13 protein-coding genes are annotated in these 16,591 nt (G+C 70.2%); all 13 read right to left on the bottom strand.

Annotated elements, in window-relative coordinates:
• Positions 1 to 128: 128 nt before the first annotated feature.
• On the bottom strand, positions 129 to 1,010 hold the full coding sequence (locus AC1DSZ_RS10875; protein WP_476838378.1) for a glycosyltransferase: 882 nt from the start codon (positions 1,008 to 1,010) through the stop codon (positions 129 to 131).
• Complete coding sequence (locus AC1DSZ_RS10870) at positions 1,007 to 1,894, bottom strand: glycosyltransferase family 2 protein (RefSeq protein ID WP_476838377.1); 888 nt, start codon at positions 1,892 to 1,894, stop codon at positions 1,007 to 1,009. Before AC1DSZ_RS10870 ends, AC1DSZ_RS10875 begins: the two co-directional genes overlap by 4 nt.
• Entirely contained in the window at positions 1,891 to 2,841 is a 951-nt protein-coding gene (locus AC1DSZ_RS10865) for a polysaccharide deacetylase family protein (RefSeq protein ID WP_476838376.1), read from the bottom strand. Before AC1DSZ_RS10865 ends, AC1DSZ_RS10870 begins: the two co-directional genes overlap by 4 nt.
• Complete coding sequence (locus AC1DSZ_RS10860) at positions 2,831 to 4,450, bottom strand: glycosyltransferase (protein WP_476838375.1); 1,620 nt, start codon at positions 4,448 to 4,450, stop codon at positions 2,831 to 2,833. Before AC1DSZ_RS10860 ends, AC1DSZ_RS10865 begins: the two co-directional genes overlap by 11 nt.
• Complete coding sequence (locus tag AC1DSZ_RS10855; protein ID WP_476838374.1) at positions 4,447 to 5,457, bottom strand: glycosyltransferase; 1,011 nt, start codon at positions 5,455 to 5,457, stop codon at positions 4,447 to 4,449. The genes AC1DSZ_RS10860 and AC1DSZ_RS10855 overlap by 4 nt, the downstream gene beginning before the upstream one ends.
• Positions 5,454 to 6,389, bottom strand: a complete 936-nt coding sequence (locus AC1DSZ_RS10850; protein ID WP_476838373.1) for a glycosyltransferase — start codon at positions 6,387 to 6,389, stop codon at positions 5,454 to 5,456. Before AC1DSZ_RS10850 ends, AC1DSZ_RS10855 begins: the two co-directional genes overlap by 4 nt.
• Before the next feature lie 2 nt (positions 6,390 to 6,391).
• Positions 6,392 to 7,681, bottom strand: coding sequence for an ABC transporter ATP-binding protein (locus tag AC1DSZ_RS10845; RefSeq protein WP_476838372.1), 1,290 nt, complete (start codon positions 7,679 to 7,681; stop codon positions 6,392 to 6,394).
• A gap of 8 nt (positions 7,682 to 7,689) precedes the next feature.
• The gene (locus tag AC1DSZ_RS10840; RefSeq protein WP_476838371.1) at positions 7,690 to 8,550 is read right to left on the bottom strand and encodes an ABC transporter permease; all 861 of its coding nucleotides are present in this window, start codon (positions 8,548 to 8,550) and stop codon (positions 7,690 to 7,692) included.
• Positions 8,547 to 9,797 carry a glycosyltransferase family 2 protein gene (locus AC1DSZ_RS10835; protein ID WP_476838370.1) on the bottom strand — a complete coding sequence of 417 codons (1,251 nt, stop codon included), beginning with the start codon at positions 9,795 to 9,797 and terminating at the stop codon, positions 8,547 to 8,549. Before AC1DSZ_RS10835 ends, AC1DSZ_RS10840 begins: the two co-directional genes overlap by 4 nt.
• A gap of 43 nt (positions 9,798 to 9,840) precedes the next feature.
• On the bottom strand, positions 9,841 to 11,727 hold the full coding sequence (locus AC1DSZ_RS10830; RefSeq protein WP_476838369.1) for a hypothetical protein: 1,887 nt from the start codon (positions 11,725 to 11,727) through the stop codon (positions 9,841 to 9,843).
• Entirely contained in the window at positions 11,724 to 12,842 is a 1,119-nt protein-coding gene (locus AC1DSZ_RS10825; protein ID WP_476838368.1) for a glycosyltransferase family 2 protein, read from the bottom strand. Before AC1DSZ_RS10825 ends, AC1DSZ_RS10830 begins: the two co-directional genes overlap by 4 nt.
• Positions 12,835 to 14,310 (bottom strand): NAD(P)/FAD-dependent oxidoreductase, encoded by a 1,476-nt coding sequence (locus AC1DSZ_RS10820; protein ID WP_476838367.1) that lies wholly within the window; start codon positions 14,308 to 14,310, stop codon positions 12,835 to 12,837. Before AC1DSZ_RS10820 ends, AC1DSZ_RS10825 begins: the two co-directional genes overlap by 8 nt.
• A 303-nt stretch (positions 14,311 to 14,613) precedes the next feature.
• A complete protein-coding gene (locus tag AC1DSZ_RS10815) occupies positions 14,614 to 16,398 on the bottom strand; it encodes an ATP-dependent metallopeptidase FtsH/Yme1/Tma family protein (RefSeq protein WP_476838366.1) in 1,785 nt (594 codons plus the stop codon).
• Positions 16,399 to 16,591: the final 193 nt, after the last annotated feature.

Raw genomic sequence — 16,591 nt, 5'->3', positions numbered from 1 at the left:
CATCGCCGCTTGGCGAGGCGTCTCGGAGCAGGAGGGCTCCAGCAAGCTCAACAGTCGTGCGCGCTGGACATCTCGTCCTTCGCGCCGCCCTGCGGATCCGCATGTCACTCAGCACGCCGCTCACGGCGTCACACCCCGAAACGCCAGCGCAGCCGCGTCCACAGGCGTCGCAGGGGCGTGTCCGTTCGCAAGCCGTAGAGCGAGCGTTGCCAGGCCAGCGCCCTGGTTAGCGCGGGGTCGGGCGCGGCGCGTCCGATTTCGTCCTCGATCCAGGCGATAAAGGCCGCATGGGCGGCGTGCGGGCCGGTGGGCGTGTATTCGCCGTCCTGCGTGGCGATCGCGGACGTGGAGCCGGCATGCTGCCGGTAGCGGCAGTTCACCAGCGAGGATACGAAAACGGGTGTTCTCAAGAAGAGCTTCACCCACAGCGACTGGTCCTCGTAGAGCCGGAAGCGCTCGTCGAAGCCGCCGGCCTCCAGCACGAGCGCGCGACGGATCATCACCGCGCAGGTGCACGGGCTGTCGCCCCGCCGGCGGATCAGGATCCGGTCGAGCAGGCGAGGGGGCTCGTAGACGCGGTCGGGGCGAAGCCCCAGCCGATCGGTGCGCGGGCGACGGGCGCCGTCCTCCCACCACCATTGCGTCCGGCCATACAGCATGCCGACCCGCGGATGCGCCTCCAGGATCGCGAGCTCGCTGGCGATCTTGCCCGGCAGGAACAGATCGTCGGCGTCCAGAAAGCACACGAACTCGCCCCGGGCCTCCGCGATCCCGCGGTTGCGCGCCGCCGCGGCCCCTTTCGAGGCCGGGTCGGGCGGGAGCACGCGGATGCGTGCGGGGTCGGCGGCCGCCGCCGCGTCCGCGATCGGTCGGCTCCCGTCCTGTGCCCCGTCGTCCACCAGGATCAGCTCCCAGGCGCCGGAGGACTGGTTCCGGACGCTCGCGATCGCTTCGCCGATGAAGGCGGCTTCGCGGATGAACGGCATGATCACCGACACGCGGGGCGTCATGCAGGCTCCCCGCCGAAATGCCCGGCCCGCGCGACGCGGCGCAGCGCCCGGAGGAGGATGTCGAGCCGCGCGCGCCAGAGCGCCAGCCGGGCGCCCAGCGGCGCGCGCGCCTGCTGCGCCAAATGGGCCGATACGGCGTCGAGAAACCGGCGACGCCGGCCGTCCAGTTCTTTGCCCGGCCGCAACTGCGCCATGTAGCTCGCCGGGTGCTGGCGATACAGCGCCCAGATCCGGTCATCGACCCAGGCGGGGGCCGCTAAAAGAGCCTTGGCAAAGAAGAACTGGTCCTCGAACAGCCCGCGAAAGCTCTCGTCGAACCCGCCCACACGCTCGATGAGAGCCTTGGTCATGATCGCGTTGCACGGCGTCGGCGTCTGGGCGCGATTGTGGATCAGGACGCGAAACAGGCGGGGCGGGGCGTAGCGGCAGTTGGCCGGAACGCCGAGATCGTAGCAGAAATCCTCCTGTGGGGCCTCGGCCCCGGCCCAGCTGAACCACATGAGGCTGCGGCCGTACACGAATTCCACGTCGGGGTTCCGGCGGAAGACTTCGACCTGCTGCTCCAGCTTGGCGGGCTTGAACACGTCGTCGGAATCGATGAACGCCACATAGGTCCCGCGCGCGGCCCGCACCCCGGCGTTGCGGGATGCGCTCATGCCGAGATTGGCGCGGCCGGGATGGTGGAGGTATCGCACCCGCGCGGGATCGGCTTGCGCGGCCGCCTCGGCGATCTCGCGGCTGGCGTCCGTGGACCCGTCGTCGACCAGGATCAACTCCCACGCGTCGAGGGTTTGCGCGCGCACGCTGGCGATCGCCTCCGCCAGAAACCGCTCCGCATTGAGAAAGATGATGATCACAGAGACGATCGGAGCCGTGGCCGTCATGCCGCGTCCCCGAGGGCGCGGCGCACGAAGGTCGGCGCATCCCAGTCGCCGACGGCGACGCGCGGCAGCCTCAACGGGTGGGAGCCGGCGCGCGCCCGGCCGTGTCGCGTCGTGGTGGCGTGGGCGAGCCCGGCCCTGCGCACCGCCGCGACGCTTGCGGCGTCGTGATCCCCGAACGGGTAGGCGAAACCCGATGGCGACTTGCCGGTGATCTCCCGCAGGGCCGCCACGCTGTCGACGATCTCGCGCTCGGCCGCGGCGGCGTCGAGCCGCGGCAGCGACGCGTGAGTGCGCGTATGCGCGCCCATCTGGACGAGCCCGCCGGCCGCCAGCCGCGAAACCTGTTCGGCCGTCATGGGACGACTTTGCGCATCAGGCGAAGGAACGCCCGCAAATTGCTGACTTAACGACGTAAGATGATTCTGGATGTCCCGGTCCGAATAGACCCGCAGGGCTTTCCACACGGCCAGCATCACGGCCCGTCGGTCGCCTCCGGCGTCGATCGGCGGCGCCTTGGGGTCCACGATCAACCGCGGCGGCAGGGTTGGCGCGCCCAGGATCAGCCGCGCCAACGCGTCCCACCAGAACTCGCCCGGGCGCCCGAGCAAGCCGGTCGGAACGTAGAGGGTGGCGGGCGCGCCGAAGCGCTCCAGCACGGGCGCGCCGTTGTCCAGCACGTCCAGATAGGCGTCGTCGAACGTGATCGCGGCGACGCCCTGCGGCGTCCGACCCTCGGCGAGCTCTCTGGCCAGCCAATCCAGCGGAACGACGCGACGGCGCTGCGTCAGCGCCTCGACCTGCGCGGCGAAACGGGTCGGGCTGACGGCGAGCTCCCAGGGATCATGCGCCGGCGTGGCGACGCGATGATACATCAGGATCACGGGATCGCCGGGCCGCTCGGGGCCGTGGCGAAGCCGCAGCAGGGCCCTGCGCCAGTCAGGCGCCATGGACGGCGTCGGCCCGCTTGGCGGCGCGCGCCGCTACGATCATCGGATACTGGCCATCCCGGGCGTCGACCTTGGCGAGGTCCACTTCCTCCTGCGCGAGGCCATGCAGGAAGGCTACCGCCGCGTAGACGTTGCCATAGGTCGTGAATTCGCAGTCGTCCTTGCGGAAGGCGAGGCCGAGGAGCCGGTCCAGGGCCGCCTGGGTTAGCGACCACAGCCAGTTGCCGCCCCATTCGCCGCCATCGACGCTGGAGACGCCCGGAACGGTGATCAGCAGCACGCCGCCGGGCTTCAGGATGCGGTGCAGCGTTCGCACCGCGTCCTGGATGTCGAAGATCAGGTGGATCGTCTGGGTGCAGATCACGCAGTCGAACGTGTCGGAGGGTAGCCCGACGCCGTCGGCGAGGTCCGCCACATAGGTCACCCCCGGCACGTCCGGGCTGATGTGCACCACCTCGCTGAGCGTGACCCGCTCGCCGCCGAACTGCCGCGTATAGGCGTTGTCGCCGACTTCGAGGACGCGGCCCTGGATGTCGGCGCGATGCGCCTCGAGGAACTGCTCGATGTAGCGGCGATCCACCGGCGTGCCGCGGTCATAGCCGAAGTGCCGGCTCACCGGGGTCGCGCGGTCGAGGCTGCCCATGTCGATCCGGCCGCGGCTCAGCGCCGTGCGGGCCCGGGACACGATCTCGCGGGCCGCGATGCGCGGAAGATCGACCGGCGCCTCGCGCCACACCGCCAGGAGATTGCGAACCGGCACGCCGCCCGGACCCTGGGCGACGAGGCGGTCGCGCGCCTGCAGGAGTTGCTGGCCGCTGTAGAAGGTCTTCACGAAACGGATGCCGGCCTGATGGGCGGTCCGGTCCTGCGGGTCGCGTTCGGCCTCGGCGCGATGACGCTCCAGCACGGCGAGAGCCGTGCGCATCATCATCGGCAGGTCGTTGGACATGTTCTCGTCGTGGCGTCGGTAGTCGGCCAGGATCTCGCGGCTCTGCGCCACCGGATGGCGTCGCGCGAGGCGCAGGTAGAGGTCGTAGTCCTCGCAGGCCCGCAGGTCCTCGGCGAAGCCGCCCGCCGCCTCGATGGCGCTGCGCCGGTAGAGCACCGTCGCGTGCATGCCGACGACGTTCTGCCGAAGAAACGCGCGCCAGGCGTTGTCGCCGACCTGCGGCTGAATGGCGTCCAGCGTCGGCCGGCCGTTGCGGTCCACGAAGCGGTATCCGCCGAACGCGAAGGCTGCATCCGGGTGGGCCGCCAGGCTGGCGACGTTGGTCTCCAGCGCGGCGGGCGCGAGCCGGTCGTCGCCGTCCAGAAAGCACACCAAGGCGCCCGTCGCGGCGCGCCAGCCAGCGTTGCGGGCCGCCGCGAGCCCGGCATTGGGCTGCGCGATCACCCGGACGCCCGGGAACTCGGCGTAGACCGCGCCGTAATCCTGCTTCGCGCCGTCCTCCACGACGACCACCTCTTCGGGGCGCCGCGTCTGGTCGAAAACGCTCCGCAGGGCCTCGCGCAGGTGGGCGGGCTCCTCGGCGTAGACGTTCACCACCACCGTGATGGTTTGGGCGTTCTGTGGCGGCGCGGAGGGCCGGGGCGCGCTGGACGGGGTCAAGGGGCGTTCCTTTGCGGGGGCGCGGCAGGGTGGGGGCGCGCCGCGCCCAGAAGGCGGCGCGAGGCGGCGCGCAGGGGCGCGGCGGCGGCTCCGAGCAGAACCTCGCCGGACAGGCTCAGCCGCAAGGCGCCGCGGATCTGCGCGAAGCCGCGCGCCATGTCGCCCGCCACGAAGGCCGCCGCCGCCGCCTCCAGGGCCGAACGCGCATAGGTGGCGCGCGCCGCCCGCCGCACCTCGGCGGCGACGTCGGCCGGCAGATGCGCGTTCATGATGTCGATCGCCAGCGCGTTGAAATACGCGTCGCGCCCGACCCGCGCGTGCCGCCCCGTATTGGACGCCTCGTGCACCCGGTACGACGCCAGCACCCGCGCCTCCCCCCACACGGGATAGCGCGCGGCCACGCGCACCCACATCTCCCAGTCCTCGCTGGCGTGCAGGCGCGCGTCGAAGCCGCCCACGCGCTCGTAGGCTTCGCGCGCGACCACGATCGCGGGCGTCATGATGCGCTGCTCGCGCGCCAGGAACGCGGCCGCGCCCGGGATCACGCCGGCGGGCGCCTCCGGGCTGAGCCCGAGCTCGCGGCCCTGCGCGTCGACGTAGCGCGCCCGCGCGAAGGCGGCGCCCAGGCCCGGCGTGCGCGCGAAGGCCGCGCCCATGGCCGCGTAGAAGCCCGCGTCCACGCTGTCGTCCGCGTGCAGCAGGTGCACGACCCGCCCGCGCGCCCGCGCGAGGCACGCGTTCGCGTTCCCGCCCACGCCCAAATTGGCGGGGTTGCGCGCATAGCCGACGCGCCCACCCCCCACCGCGCGCACGACCTCGCCCACCCCCGCGCCCGGGGACGCGTCATCCAAAACAGAAATCTCCATCACCCCCGCGTCGGGGGCTTGGGAGAGGACGGAGCGGAGGGTGTCGCCCAGGGTGGCGGCGCAGTCATAGGCCGGGATCATCACCGACCAGAACGGGCGGTGGACGCCGGGCGGGACGGGCGGAATGACGGGAGCGCTCATGGGGCCGGACCCGGCGCGGGCGGCGCGGCGCGGCGCAGCAGGGCTTCGATCGCAAAGCGGACGAGTTCGGGCGCGGCCCGAAGCGACGGCCAGCCCAGCCCCAGCGCGAGCCGAACGGCCAGGCGGGCCCCGGCGGCGTCGCCCTCGCGCAGATAGGCCCAGGCGAAGTCCTGAAGGGAGCGGAAGCCGGCCCGGCGCACCGCGCGGGCCCGCTCGGGCATCGCCAGCGCGACCTTGTCGTACAGGTTCGCCCAGGCCCGCAGCTTGGTCGCCCGGCTGAGCGGCGAGTACAGCCCGCCCGCATGGAGGCGGTAGGCGCCGAGTGGCCGGTTGATGAAGCACACCGAGCCATATTGCGCCTGATGAAGGTAGAGCGGCCAGTCGGTGGCCGGAAACAAAGCCGTGTACCAGTCGCCGATCAGCGGGATCCCGTTTCGCCGCAGCACCGCCGTGTTGGTCGTGAAGGGATTGCCGTGCAGCATTTCGTCGAAGCCGCGGACGGGCGCTTCGGCCGAGCTGGTCCAGAGCTCCCCCAGCACGGGATCGACCGCTTCGTCGACCACATACGAATTGGCGACGCAAAGGGCGCAATCCGGGTTGGCGTCCAGGAAGTCGGCCTGCGCCTGAAGCTTGTCGGGAGCGGTCCAGAAGTCGTCGCCATCGAGCAGCGCCACGTAGTCGCCGCGCGCGGCGCGCAACCCCCGGGTGACGATCTCGTTCGTGTGCACATTTCGTTCCGACAGGATCAGCCGGATCTTGTCGGGATGGCGCGCTGCGTACTCCTGCACGATCGACCGGGTCGCGTCCGTGGACGCGTCTTCGCTGACCAGGATCTCGAACGGAAACGACGTTTGCTGCATCAGCGCGCCGTCCAACGCGCGACCGACATAGCGTTCGTGATTGTAGGTCATGATCAGGACGCTGACTTTCATGATCAGCAAGCCTCCGTCCGTGCGCCCGCGCCGCGCCGAGCCGAAACGTCCTTCGGTTCATCGAGGCGGACCGTGTCCCACGGCAGGGCGGGGCGAACCGCGCCCGGCCATTCGCCCTGCCAGCCATGCCGGAAGTCCGGCGCATCCTCTACGGCGAACACAATCGCGTCTGCAACCTGAAGATCATGCGACGCGCCCGCAACCGTGTAGCTGATCTCGATGCGGTATCGGCCGTTGTTCATGAGGTCGCCCGGAATCAGGCAGCGGTCCCGGTAGCGGCCCGCCGCGACGGACCTTGGCGGACGCAGGGGCCCGACGCTGAACACCACGAGCCCGGCTTCGTTGAACACTACCAGCGCGCCGGCCGCCTCGGGGCCGTTCTCCAGCAGATCGTAGTCGACCTCCACGACGATGGGCGTGCGCACCGTGATGGGATCGCCAGGCCGTCCGCCTTCCGGCGCAACGGCGGCGCGGCGCAGGCGGACACGGTCATTGGCGGGCGCGTCAACGGCACTCCAGCGGCGTTCCGCCGCCACGTCGGGCGCGCTGTCGAGATAGCGCGCCACCACGGCGCGGGGCGCGTCGTCTGCCACAACCTCGCCGTTGCGCAGCAGCAGCGCCCGCGTGCACAGGTTCTGGACGGCCGTGAGATTGTGGCTGACGAACACCACCGTGCGGCCGTCGCCCGCGATCTCGCCGATCTTGCCGAGGCATTTCTTCTGGAATTCGGCGTCGCCGACCGCCAGCACCTCGTCGACCAGGAGGATGTCGGTGCGCAGGTGCGCCGCGACGCTGAAGGCGAGGCGCAGATACATGCCGCTGGAATAGCGCTTCACCGGCGTGTCGATGAAGCGCTCCACGCCCGAAAAGGCCACGATCGCGTCGAACTGCGCCAGCACGTCTCGGCGCGACATGCCGATGATGACGCCGTTCAGGAGGATGTTCTCGCGCCCCGTCAGCTCGGGGTGAAAGCCGGTGCCGACCTCCAGCAGAGAGCCCATCGTGCCGCGGATCTCGGCGCGCCCGCCGGTCGGCTCGATCACGCGCGACAGGATCTTGAGAAGCGTGCTCTTGCCCGCGCCGTTGGAGCCCACGAGGCCCAGCACCTCGCCCTGCTTCACCGTGAAGCTCGCGTCCCGCAGCGCCCAGAAGGGCTGGCGGTCGGCGGGGTCGCCCGCGCCCTTCAGCCGCCGGCCGATCCCCGCAAGGGCGTCGCGCAGCGTCGGGTGGCTGTCGCGCGCAGCGCTGACGAGATATTTCTTGCTGAGGCGCTCGGCCCTGATGGCGTCCATGCGGCCCCTCAGAGAACGTCGACGAGCGTGCGCTCGCCGAGCCTGAACGCCAGGGCGCCGACCACGGCCAGAACGGCGATCACCGCGAGGGAGAGCGATAGCTCGCCCACCGGCAGCGCAGTCCCGAAGAGGCAGGAGCGGAAGCCCTCGATCAGCCCCGCCACGGGGTTCAGGCCAAACAGCGTCCGGTAGCCTTCCGGAAGGCTGCTGGACGCATAGGCGATCGGCGATGCGATGAAGCCAACCTGGATAAAAAAGGGCACCGCGTGCTGGACATCGCGGTAGCGCGCATTCAGGGCCGAAAGCATCGCCCCGATCCCGAAGGCCGCCGCGACGGCCAACAGCATGAAGACGGGCGCGAAAAGCCAGCTCGCCCGTGGCTCCACCCCGTACACGAGCAGGCAGACGATCAGCACCACGCTGGCGAACACGGCGTCGAACACGGGCGACAGCACCGCCGCGAGCGGGATCACGAGGCGGGGGAAATACACCCGCTTCACCAGTTGCTCGTTCTTCAGGAGACCGTCGGACGCGCCCGAAAGGCCGCTCGAGAACAGCGTCCAGAGCGTCATGCCGGCGAGTACGAAAACCGGGTAGGGCGCGCCCTCCGCCAGCGTCGAGGTCAGCCGACCGAACACGGCCGTGAAGATCGCGGTGGCGAGCAGCGGCTGCAGCACCGCCCAGGCGACGCCGAGCGCGGTCTGCTTGTAGCGCACCTTGATGTCGCGCCAGACCAGCAGCATCAGGAGCTCGCGCGCGTCCCACAGCGCACGCAGGTCGAGCGTCGGCCAGCCGGAGGCGGCCTGGATGACGTGAAGTTGCCCGTTGTGTCTGCCGCCCCGGGTGGCGGCGTGCTCCACCTGCGTCACGACCGATGCTCCACGGTCCACTCGAACCGCTGCCGGCGCAGACCTCGCCAGGAGCCGAGCACCGCGACCGCGGCGTCGAGGGGCAACAGCGCCAGCGACGCGATCGTCATCGCCCAAAGTTTTGGATCGGCCTTTTCGAGCACGAGCGCGGCCGCGACCTGGGCGGCGACCGTCGCCAGATAAGCGCAGATCACGATCAGCAGCGCCACCGCGGGGACGATGCTGAGGCCCGCGAGGCCGCTGACGGCCGCCAGCGCGAGCAGGGCTGCGAGGGCCGGACGCTCGAAATAGCCGGCATGCGCCAGATAGGCGTCCGCCCGCGCGAGGGCGCTCCCGTTCTGGCCGGCCTGGCGCATGCTGACCGGAGCGGTGGTGGTCAGGCTCGACGACCAGCGCAGGTGCTGGTCGACATAGCCCCGCACCGTCGAGGGCACGGCCTGCCAGACGCGGACGTCCGACGCGTAGCGGATGCGGCCGTTCTGGCCCTGGATGGACGCCGTGAACAGGCTGTCATCCATGATCTGGAAACCGTCGAGCGCCGCCCCGTCCGGATAGTGCCTGCGAAATATGGCGCCGCGACAGGCCCAGCACCCGGCGAACTTGATCGCCAGCCCGGCGGCGTCCTGGCCGCGCGACGTCACCTCTTCGGTGATCGCCTGTTCGAGGAAGCAGAAGGCCGACACCAGACTCCGGCTCGCGGCGATCACCGGATGGTGCAGGGCGACGCCCGAGACTGTGGGATCGTCGAACCAGTCCACCAGCCTGCGCGCCGCGCCCGGCTCCGGCCGGTGGTCGGCGTCGAGCACGAGGAGGAGGTCGTCGTCTTCCATCGTGACGGCGGCGAGGCCTTCGTGCAGCGCCTGCGCCTTGCCACGCTGCGCCCCGGAGAGAGCCACGCTCGTCCAGGCCGCTCCGCGGGCGGCGGCGATCTCGGCCATGAGGCGCGCGCTCGAATCGGAGGACGTGTCGTCGATCAGAACAAAGCGGATGCGGTCGGCCGGATAATCCAGCCGGCCGAGCGCATCGGCGAGTTCGAAGACGCGCTTTTCCTCGTTGCGGCACGCGACCGCGACCCAGAGCCTCGGGCAGCGTGCGTCCGGACGGCGCATGGAGGGCGGCGGCCGATATGCAAATACCGCAAGGGCGGTCAGCGCGTTGCGGCGCAGGATCGCGACGCCCAGCGCCGCCGCCAGAACCGAGGCGGCCGTTACGGCCAAAATCTGCAGAACGAACACGACTGCGGTCACGAGCGGCGCTCCCTGACGGCGATGGGGCTCTCGATGAAGAGGCTCATGGCGATTGCGCCGGGGGAGAAGGCGGTGGGCTTTCCGCGCGATAATAGCGGACTACCGCGTCCTTGAAATCGAACGATCGAACGAGGTGGAACGAGGCCGGAAGCCGCCCTTCCTCGAGAGGCGGCTCGCCGCTGTCGCGGCGGTCCACCACGAGAACGCCGCGGCCGGGCGGGATCTCGCGCTCGGCGTTCGGGGCGATGCGGGGCTGGCGCCACGGAGCGCCAAGGCGGCGCAGCGCGTAGCGCAGCGGAGGATATTCGGCCTCGCGGCTCAGGATCATGTCGTCGTCCCCGAGCAGGTCCGCGACCGCGCGGGCCACGACCGGGCCATCCGGGAAGTGGAAGGCTTTCGGCACGCCATGCGGAAAGGACGACGCGAGCGTCGCCGCCACGAGGCCGAGCGCCAATGCGACGGAGCCGGCTTCCGCTGTGGGCGTGGCGATGCGTCGAGGCAGAGCGAGCCGGCAGCAGGAGACCCAGCCGCACGACGCCATCAGGATCGCCAGCACGTACAGGAAGCAAAGCGACCACGGCGGCGGAGCCGCACGGGCGCTCATCAGGTAGACGGTCGCGACGCCAAGCGTGGTGGCGGCCACGAGGCTGGCCCCGCGCCACGAATGCGCGATGCTGGCGACGACGCCGACCAGGACCAGGACGGCCGCCGCCGGGGCAGCCCAGCCGGTCAGGGGAAAGAGCCACTGGCCCACGGCTTCGCGCAGGAACTGGGCGAGCGTGAGAAAACGCTCGTCCGGAGCCGCCACGTCGGCGGGAGCGCCAGCGTCGAGCCCCGACGCGATGATCTGGACCGGCCCGGCGTCCGCCACGCCCGTGACGACGAGCACGCTGGAGTACAGCAGCAGCGTGACGACCAGCGTGATGGCCCCGATCATCACGGCGGTGCGAAGGCCGGAGATCGCGGTGGCGGTCGGGCCCACCATGCCGCCGATCACGAGCCACAGCAGCAGGATCGCGAACGGGTAGACCATGATCGGCACCGCATAGGCGCCGACGACGCCCACGAGGCAAAGGCCGGCCGCGGCGGCGCGTCGGCCGCGCAGGGCGCCGGGCAGCAACGCCATCCCGGCCAGAAAGGCCGCGAGCACGATCGAGTAGCCGCGCGCATTGGCGGCGATCTCCAGGAAATACGCGCTCCCGGGCAACAGCACCGAGAACACGCGCCCGATGGTCGGATCGAACAGCCGACGGGCGGCCACATAGGCGAGCGACGGCAGCATGGCGCCGAACAGGATCGCGGGCGCCCGGATGGCGAGCGGGCTTTCGCCAAACAGCGCGACCGAGACCTTCATCAGCAGCGTATGCAGGATGTGGTTGTTGGGCGTGGCGTAGTAGCCGAGCGCGATCGCGACCGGGCGATTGGCGAAGTTCAGGAAGGTGGTGCTCTCATCGAGCCGCATCGGCACGAGCGCGCCCGCCACGATCAGCCCCACCAGCGTGCACCCGGTGAGGACACCGACCCACCAGATGTCGAAGCTCATGCCCTGCAGGGCCGCCGGCCAGTGGCCGACGATTCGGCCGGTTTCGCCAAACACCCGGTCGAACGCGCCGGAGAGCGGGCGAGCGCCGGCGATCACCCCGAGCGCGAGAACCGCATAGACGGCTGCCGCCCAGGCGGCGCGCGTCTGCATTCCGGGTATATCGAGCTGGAACTGGCCCTCATTGGCGCTGACCGCCCGGTTGGCCTGGGCGAACCGTGCGATCGCGGCGGGATCCCACGTCGCCAGCAGGGCGGCCCCGACGGCGGCCGCCACCAGCAGCGCGGCAGCGAGTCCGACCAGCCAGGGCCCGGCGCGCAGCCCGGCCGTTGCGCCGGGGGCCGAGCCGGACGCCGGACCCGGAGCCTGTCTGATGGCGGGGGACGTCATAGCGCGAAGCGCCGGCCCGCCGCCGGCGACGGTTCGGGCTCCATCCAGGAGCGGGGCGCGATCGCGTTGCGGGCGGACACCGACGCGAAGCTGACGCTGGCGTAGAGATAGTAGAGGAAATGGAGGCCCAGCACCGGGAGGGTCTTCCAGCCGGCGGTCGACATCAGCAGCCGCAGGAAGCCGAGCTGCATCGCAAGCCACATGGCGAGGCCATAGGCCGCCACGACCCAAAGCGGCGGAAAGAAGCCGGTCGCCAAGGCGAAAACCACCGCCATCCAGGCCGCGACGGCGGAAAGGCGTTCGCCGAGGCGCAGGTTCAGGGCCGTGTCGGGCCCGTTCCCGCTCAGGATCAACTCGGCCCACGGAATGGCGCGCACGAAGATGTCGGTGCGCATGAGCGACGCGACCGTCCAGCGCTTGAGGTGCTTGCACTGCGCGGATGGAAAGATGCGGATGAGGAGGCCTGCGGCGCTGGCCCGCATGCCGAATTCGATGTCCTCTATCGCCATGCGGCCGGGCTCGAAGCCGCCGAGCTTCTCGAACACGCAGCCCCGGACGGCGCCGAGCCCGGTCCAGAAGGTCGTCGCCTCCGCGCCTTCGCGCTCGCGGGCATGAACGTAATGGTGGCGCAGATTGCCGTAGAGCGATGCGACGTTGCGCGCGTGCGGGGCGTCGTCGTAGCTGCCGAAAGCGGCTGCGAGCATGGGCTCGGACGCGAAGGCCTGTTCGAGGCGGCCGATTGCATCCGGCGCAACCGCCACGTCGGCGTCCACGAAGACGAGGAGGTCGGCCCCGCTGACGCTTGCGCCGATGTTGCGCGACTCCGCCGCGCCGCGGACCTGCCGATTGACGATGAGCTGCGCGCCGGCCGCGAGCGCGATGGCGCCGGTGTCGTCCGTGGAGGCGTCGTCGACCACGATCACGGTTCCGACCGGGCGCTCGGACGCCGCCAGCGCGGCAAGGCACGCGCCGATGGTCGCGGCCGCGTTGCGCGCCGGGATCACGACCGCGAGGCTGCCGGGCAGGGGGGCGCGGGGCGAGGCGCCGGAGATGGGGCCGGGCAGGAGGCCGGGCTGGAGGGACGCGCCGGCCGGTGTGGCGGGCGCCTCAAACATGCTCGCCCTTCGGCTCGCGGACCACGAAATCCTCGTGGTAGGAGCGCTCGGTGTTGACCTCCCACAGGTCGTGGTCGCCGCCCAGTATGTTCTGCGCCGCCAGCATGCCGGTCAGCATCGAGTGATCCTGGTTGTTGTAGCGGTGCATGCCGTTGCGCCCGATCGCCTGGACGTTCTCGAGCGTGTTCAGCCAGTCGCGGATGGCGTCGACATTGGCCTTGTAGGTCTCGTCGTAGACCGGGTAGGCCTTGGGCTGGCGGATCACCGTGCCGTCCACCACCGAGGTGGCGGGCGCGAAGCCGATCGATTGCAGCTCCCGCGCGCCGAGCGCGATGAGGTCGGCGTCCGACGAGGCCCAGAGCTGGTCGTTCTCCTGGCAGAAATACTCCATGCCGATGGAGGCCTTGGTCGGGTCCGGGCACATCTCGGCCGACCAGGCGCGGAAGTTCTGGATGCGGCCGACCTGAACGTCGGGCTCGTGCACATAGACCCAGTTGTCCGGAAACGGATCCGGATGGTCCAGGATCAGCATCACGATCAGGAAGTCGCGATAGCCGAGCCGGCGCGCGGCGTCCTGCACGGCCGGCGGGGCCGGCGGATCCATGCGCAGCACGAGGTCCTGCAGCGGCATGGACGACACCAGCGCGTCGCAGGGGTGGAACGCGGTCTCGCCGCCCTCCGACATCGTCTCGACGCCCGTGATCCGGTCGCCGTCGCGGCGGATGCGGGAGACGGAGCTGCGCATCGTCACGGTCGCGCCGCGCTCGACGCAGTAGTCGCGCACGCGCTCCCACATCATGCCGGGGCCGAGCCGCGGGTAGCGGAAGCGGTCGATCAGCGAGGTTTCCTTGCTGGTCCCCGTGAAGGCGTTCTTCAGCGCGCCCCAGAGCGTCAGCGACTTGATGCGCTGCGCGGCCCAGTCGGCCCGGATGGTGGAGCCGGAGCGGCCCCAGACCTTCTCGGTGTAGCTGCGGAAGAAGTGCTTGTAGAGCCGCCCGCCGAAGCGGTTGATCACCCACTGCTCCATGGACTCTTCGGTGCGGCTGGGGCGGACCTGCCACTTCAGGTAGCTGAGGCCGACGCGCACGCTCTCGTAGAGCCCGAGCTTCCACAGCACGTCCAGCACCTTGATCGGGTACTGGAAGAACCGCCCGCGGTAGTAGATGCGGCTCAGCCGGTCGACGTCGATGAAGTCGGGCCCCAGCATGCGCTGCCAGAAGGCGTTCACGACCTCGACCTTGCTGAAGAACCGGTGCCCGCCGATGTCGCAGCGCCAGTCCTTGTAGACCACCGTGCGCGAGATGCCGCCGATGTCGGCCGTCTCCTCGAAAACCGTGATGGCCAGGCCGGCTTCGGCGTCCAGCAGCGTCGCCGCGCAGGTCAGCCCCGCCGGCCCCGCGCCGACGATCGCAACCTTGCGGCCAGCCTTGCGGCTGGCGGCCTCCGACTGGGTCAGCTGGATGAGCACCTGGGCGACAAGCTCCCGTAACGTCGCCTCAAGTAGTTACAATTCAATTCAAATAGCAACCCTAGGTTGTTCAACCTAGTTAAAGAGCATCCTTAAAGCCTATTCGAGAGAGCTCTGATGCTTTGAAAACCATTCGACGATTAACCTTTGGACTAGTCCAATCGAGCCAATCATTAAGCGTTCCAGGTTAATGCCATCGCTTTGCCTGCCTCGCGGTTTTGCTCACGAAAAAGCCGGCCAGCGCTCTTTCGCTGGCCGGCTTTCAAGAGAAACACCGGAATCTTGGGGCCGTCGGAACCGGCCTTAAGCGGCCCGCAGCGGCTCCGCGCCGTCGGAGGCCGCGCCCTCGATCACGGCAACGACTTCTGCGCCGTTCAGCGTCTCGCGGTCGAGCAGGGCCTGCGTCAGCCGGTCCAGCGCGTCGCGGCGGTCGTCCACGATGAGCCGGGCCGCCCGGTAGGCCTGCTCCACCAGCGCCCGCACCTCGTCGCGCACCGATTGCGGCAGGTCGCCGTCGCGCAGCGTCACCTTGATCTTGCCGGTGGCGGCGCTCATGCCCCATTCGGTGACCATGCGGGTGGCGAGGTCGGTCGCGAACGCGATGTCGGAGGCCGCGCCGGTGGTCACCTTGTCGGGGCCGAAAACCGCTTCCTCGGCCGCCCGGCCGCCCATCGCGACCACGAGGTCGGCGCGCAGCTTGTCGAGCGGCACGCAGAGCCGGTCCTTCTCGGGCAGCCGCATCACCATGCCGAGCGCGCCGCCATGCGGAACGATGGTGGCCGAATGCACCCGGTCGGCGGCCGGCAGCAGCGTCGCGCAGAGCGCATGGCCGGCCTCGTGCACGGCGACGAGTTGCAATTCCCCGGCGTCCAGCACCAGGCTGCGCCGCTCGAGGCCCATCAGCAGCTTCTTGTGCGCGCCGGCGAAATGCTCCGCCGTGATAGTGGTCGCGCCGACGCGGGCGGCCAGAACGGCCGCCTCGTTCACGAGGTTGGACAGTTCCGCGCCCGAGAAGCCCGGCGTGCCGCGCGCGATCACGCGCAGCTCGACGTCCTCGGCCAGCGGCCGCTTGGCGCAATGCACGGCCAGGATGGCGGCGCGCCCGGCGATGTCCGGCAGCCCGACATGGACCTGACGGTCGAACCGGCCCGGCCGGAGCAGGGCGGGGTCGAGCACGTCGACCCGGTTGGTCGCCCCCACCACGATCACGCCGTCCGAGCCGTGGAAGCCGTCCATCTCCACCAGGAGCTGGTTGAGGGTGGTGTCGTATTCACGCTCGGCCGCCGAGGCGCCGGCGGCGCGCTTCTTGCCGATCGAATCGAGCTCGTCGATGAACAGGATGCAGGGCGCCTTGCGGCGCGCCTCACGAAACAGCCGGGCGACGCGGCTCTTGGAGACGCCCACCAGCGCGGCCGAGAAGTCGCTGCCCGAGACCGCCATGAACGCCACCTCGGCCTCGCCGGCCAGCGCCCGCGCCAGCAGCGTCTTGCCGGTGCCCGGAGGTCCCACCATCAGCACGCCGCGAGGCGCGCGCGCGCCCACGGTCGCAAACGACTCTGGGTTCTTCAGGAAGCTGACGATCTCGGCCACCTCGGCCTTTGGCTCCTCCAGCCCGGCGACGTCGCTGAACCGAAAGGGCGTCGCCTTGGCGGTCGCCGGCCAGGAGAGCTTGCCGCGCAGGTCGAGCTGCAGGCCCATCACAACCACGGCGACGCCCATCAGCAGAAAGGACGCCAGGCCGCCGAGCACGCCGAGCAGGTCCCAATGGCGTCCGCTGAGGTCGACTTCGACGCCCGACGCCGCGAGGCGATCCAGGTAGGCCGCGTCCAGCAAGCCGGCCGGAAGTTTCACGACCGCGTCGCCGCCGGTGCGGCGGTAAACCAGGATCGCGTCCTCGCCCACCGTCACCCGGGCGATTTCACCGCTCGCCGCCGCCTTGGCGAAGGCCGTGTAGGACATGTCGGCCGGCTGCATGCGCACCACCGGAATCGCGATCGCGGCCGTGACGGCGGCGGCGAGAACCAGGCAGAGCGCAAAGAGGGCGCGACGGGACAGACGCTTCGACAGGCTTGAGATGAATCGGATCACGGCAAGTCCAGGTGAAGATGACACGAAAATGAATCGCTTTCCGGCCCGCTTGCGGCTGAACCGGCGATGCAGGCCGGAAAGGAAACACGTTGAACAGGAATGATCCAGTCCGGCTCACTACGAAGGGCAGGTGAGCTTAAGCGGAGCTTTCAGGCTGTTCTGCTTTCAACAAGGGCACGAATGTTGGCCGTTG

It is taken from the genome of Alsobacter sp. P4_H11 (assembly GCF_056400925.1).
This window is presented reverse-complemented; position numbering and strand designations above follow the sequence as displayed.

Coding starts and splice junctions, on each gene's coding strand:
- AC1DSZ_RS10830 (WP_476838369.1), bottom strand. CDS start 11,727: ATGACGTCCCCCGCCATCAGACAGGCTCCGGGTCCGGCGTCCGGCTCG.
- AC1DSZ_RS10850 (WP_476838373.1), bottom strand. CDS start 6,389: ATGAAAGTCAGCGTCCTGATCATGACCTACAATCACGAACGCTATGTC.
- AC1DSZ_RS10855 (WP_476838374.1), bottom strand. CDS start 5,457: ATGAGCGCTCCCGTCATTCCGCCCGTCCCGCCCGGCGTCCACCGCCCG.
- AC1DSZ_RS10865 (WP_476838376.1), bottom strand. CDS start 2,841: ATGGCGCCTGACTGGCGCAGGGCCCTGCTGCGGCTTCGCCACGGCCCC.
- AC1DSZ_RS10825 (WP_476838368.1), bottom strand. CDS start 12,842: ATGTTTGAGGCGCCCGCCACACCGGCCGGCGCGTCCCTCCAGCCCGGC.
- AC1DSZ_RS10875 (WP_476838378.1), bottom strand. CDS start 1,010: ATGACGCCCCGCGTGTCGGTGATCATGCCGTTCATCCGCGAAGCCGCC.
- AC1DSZ_RS10870 (WP_476838377.1), bottom strand. CDS start 1,894: ATGACGGCCACGGCTCCGATCGTCTCTGTGATCATCATCTTTCTCAAT.
- AC1DSZ_RS10845 (WP_476838372.1), bottom strand. CDS start 7,681: ATGGACGCCATCAGGGCCGAGCGCCTCAGCAAGAAATATCTCGTCAGC.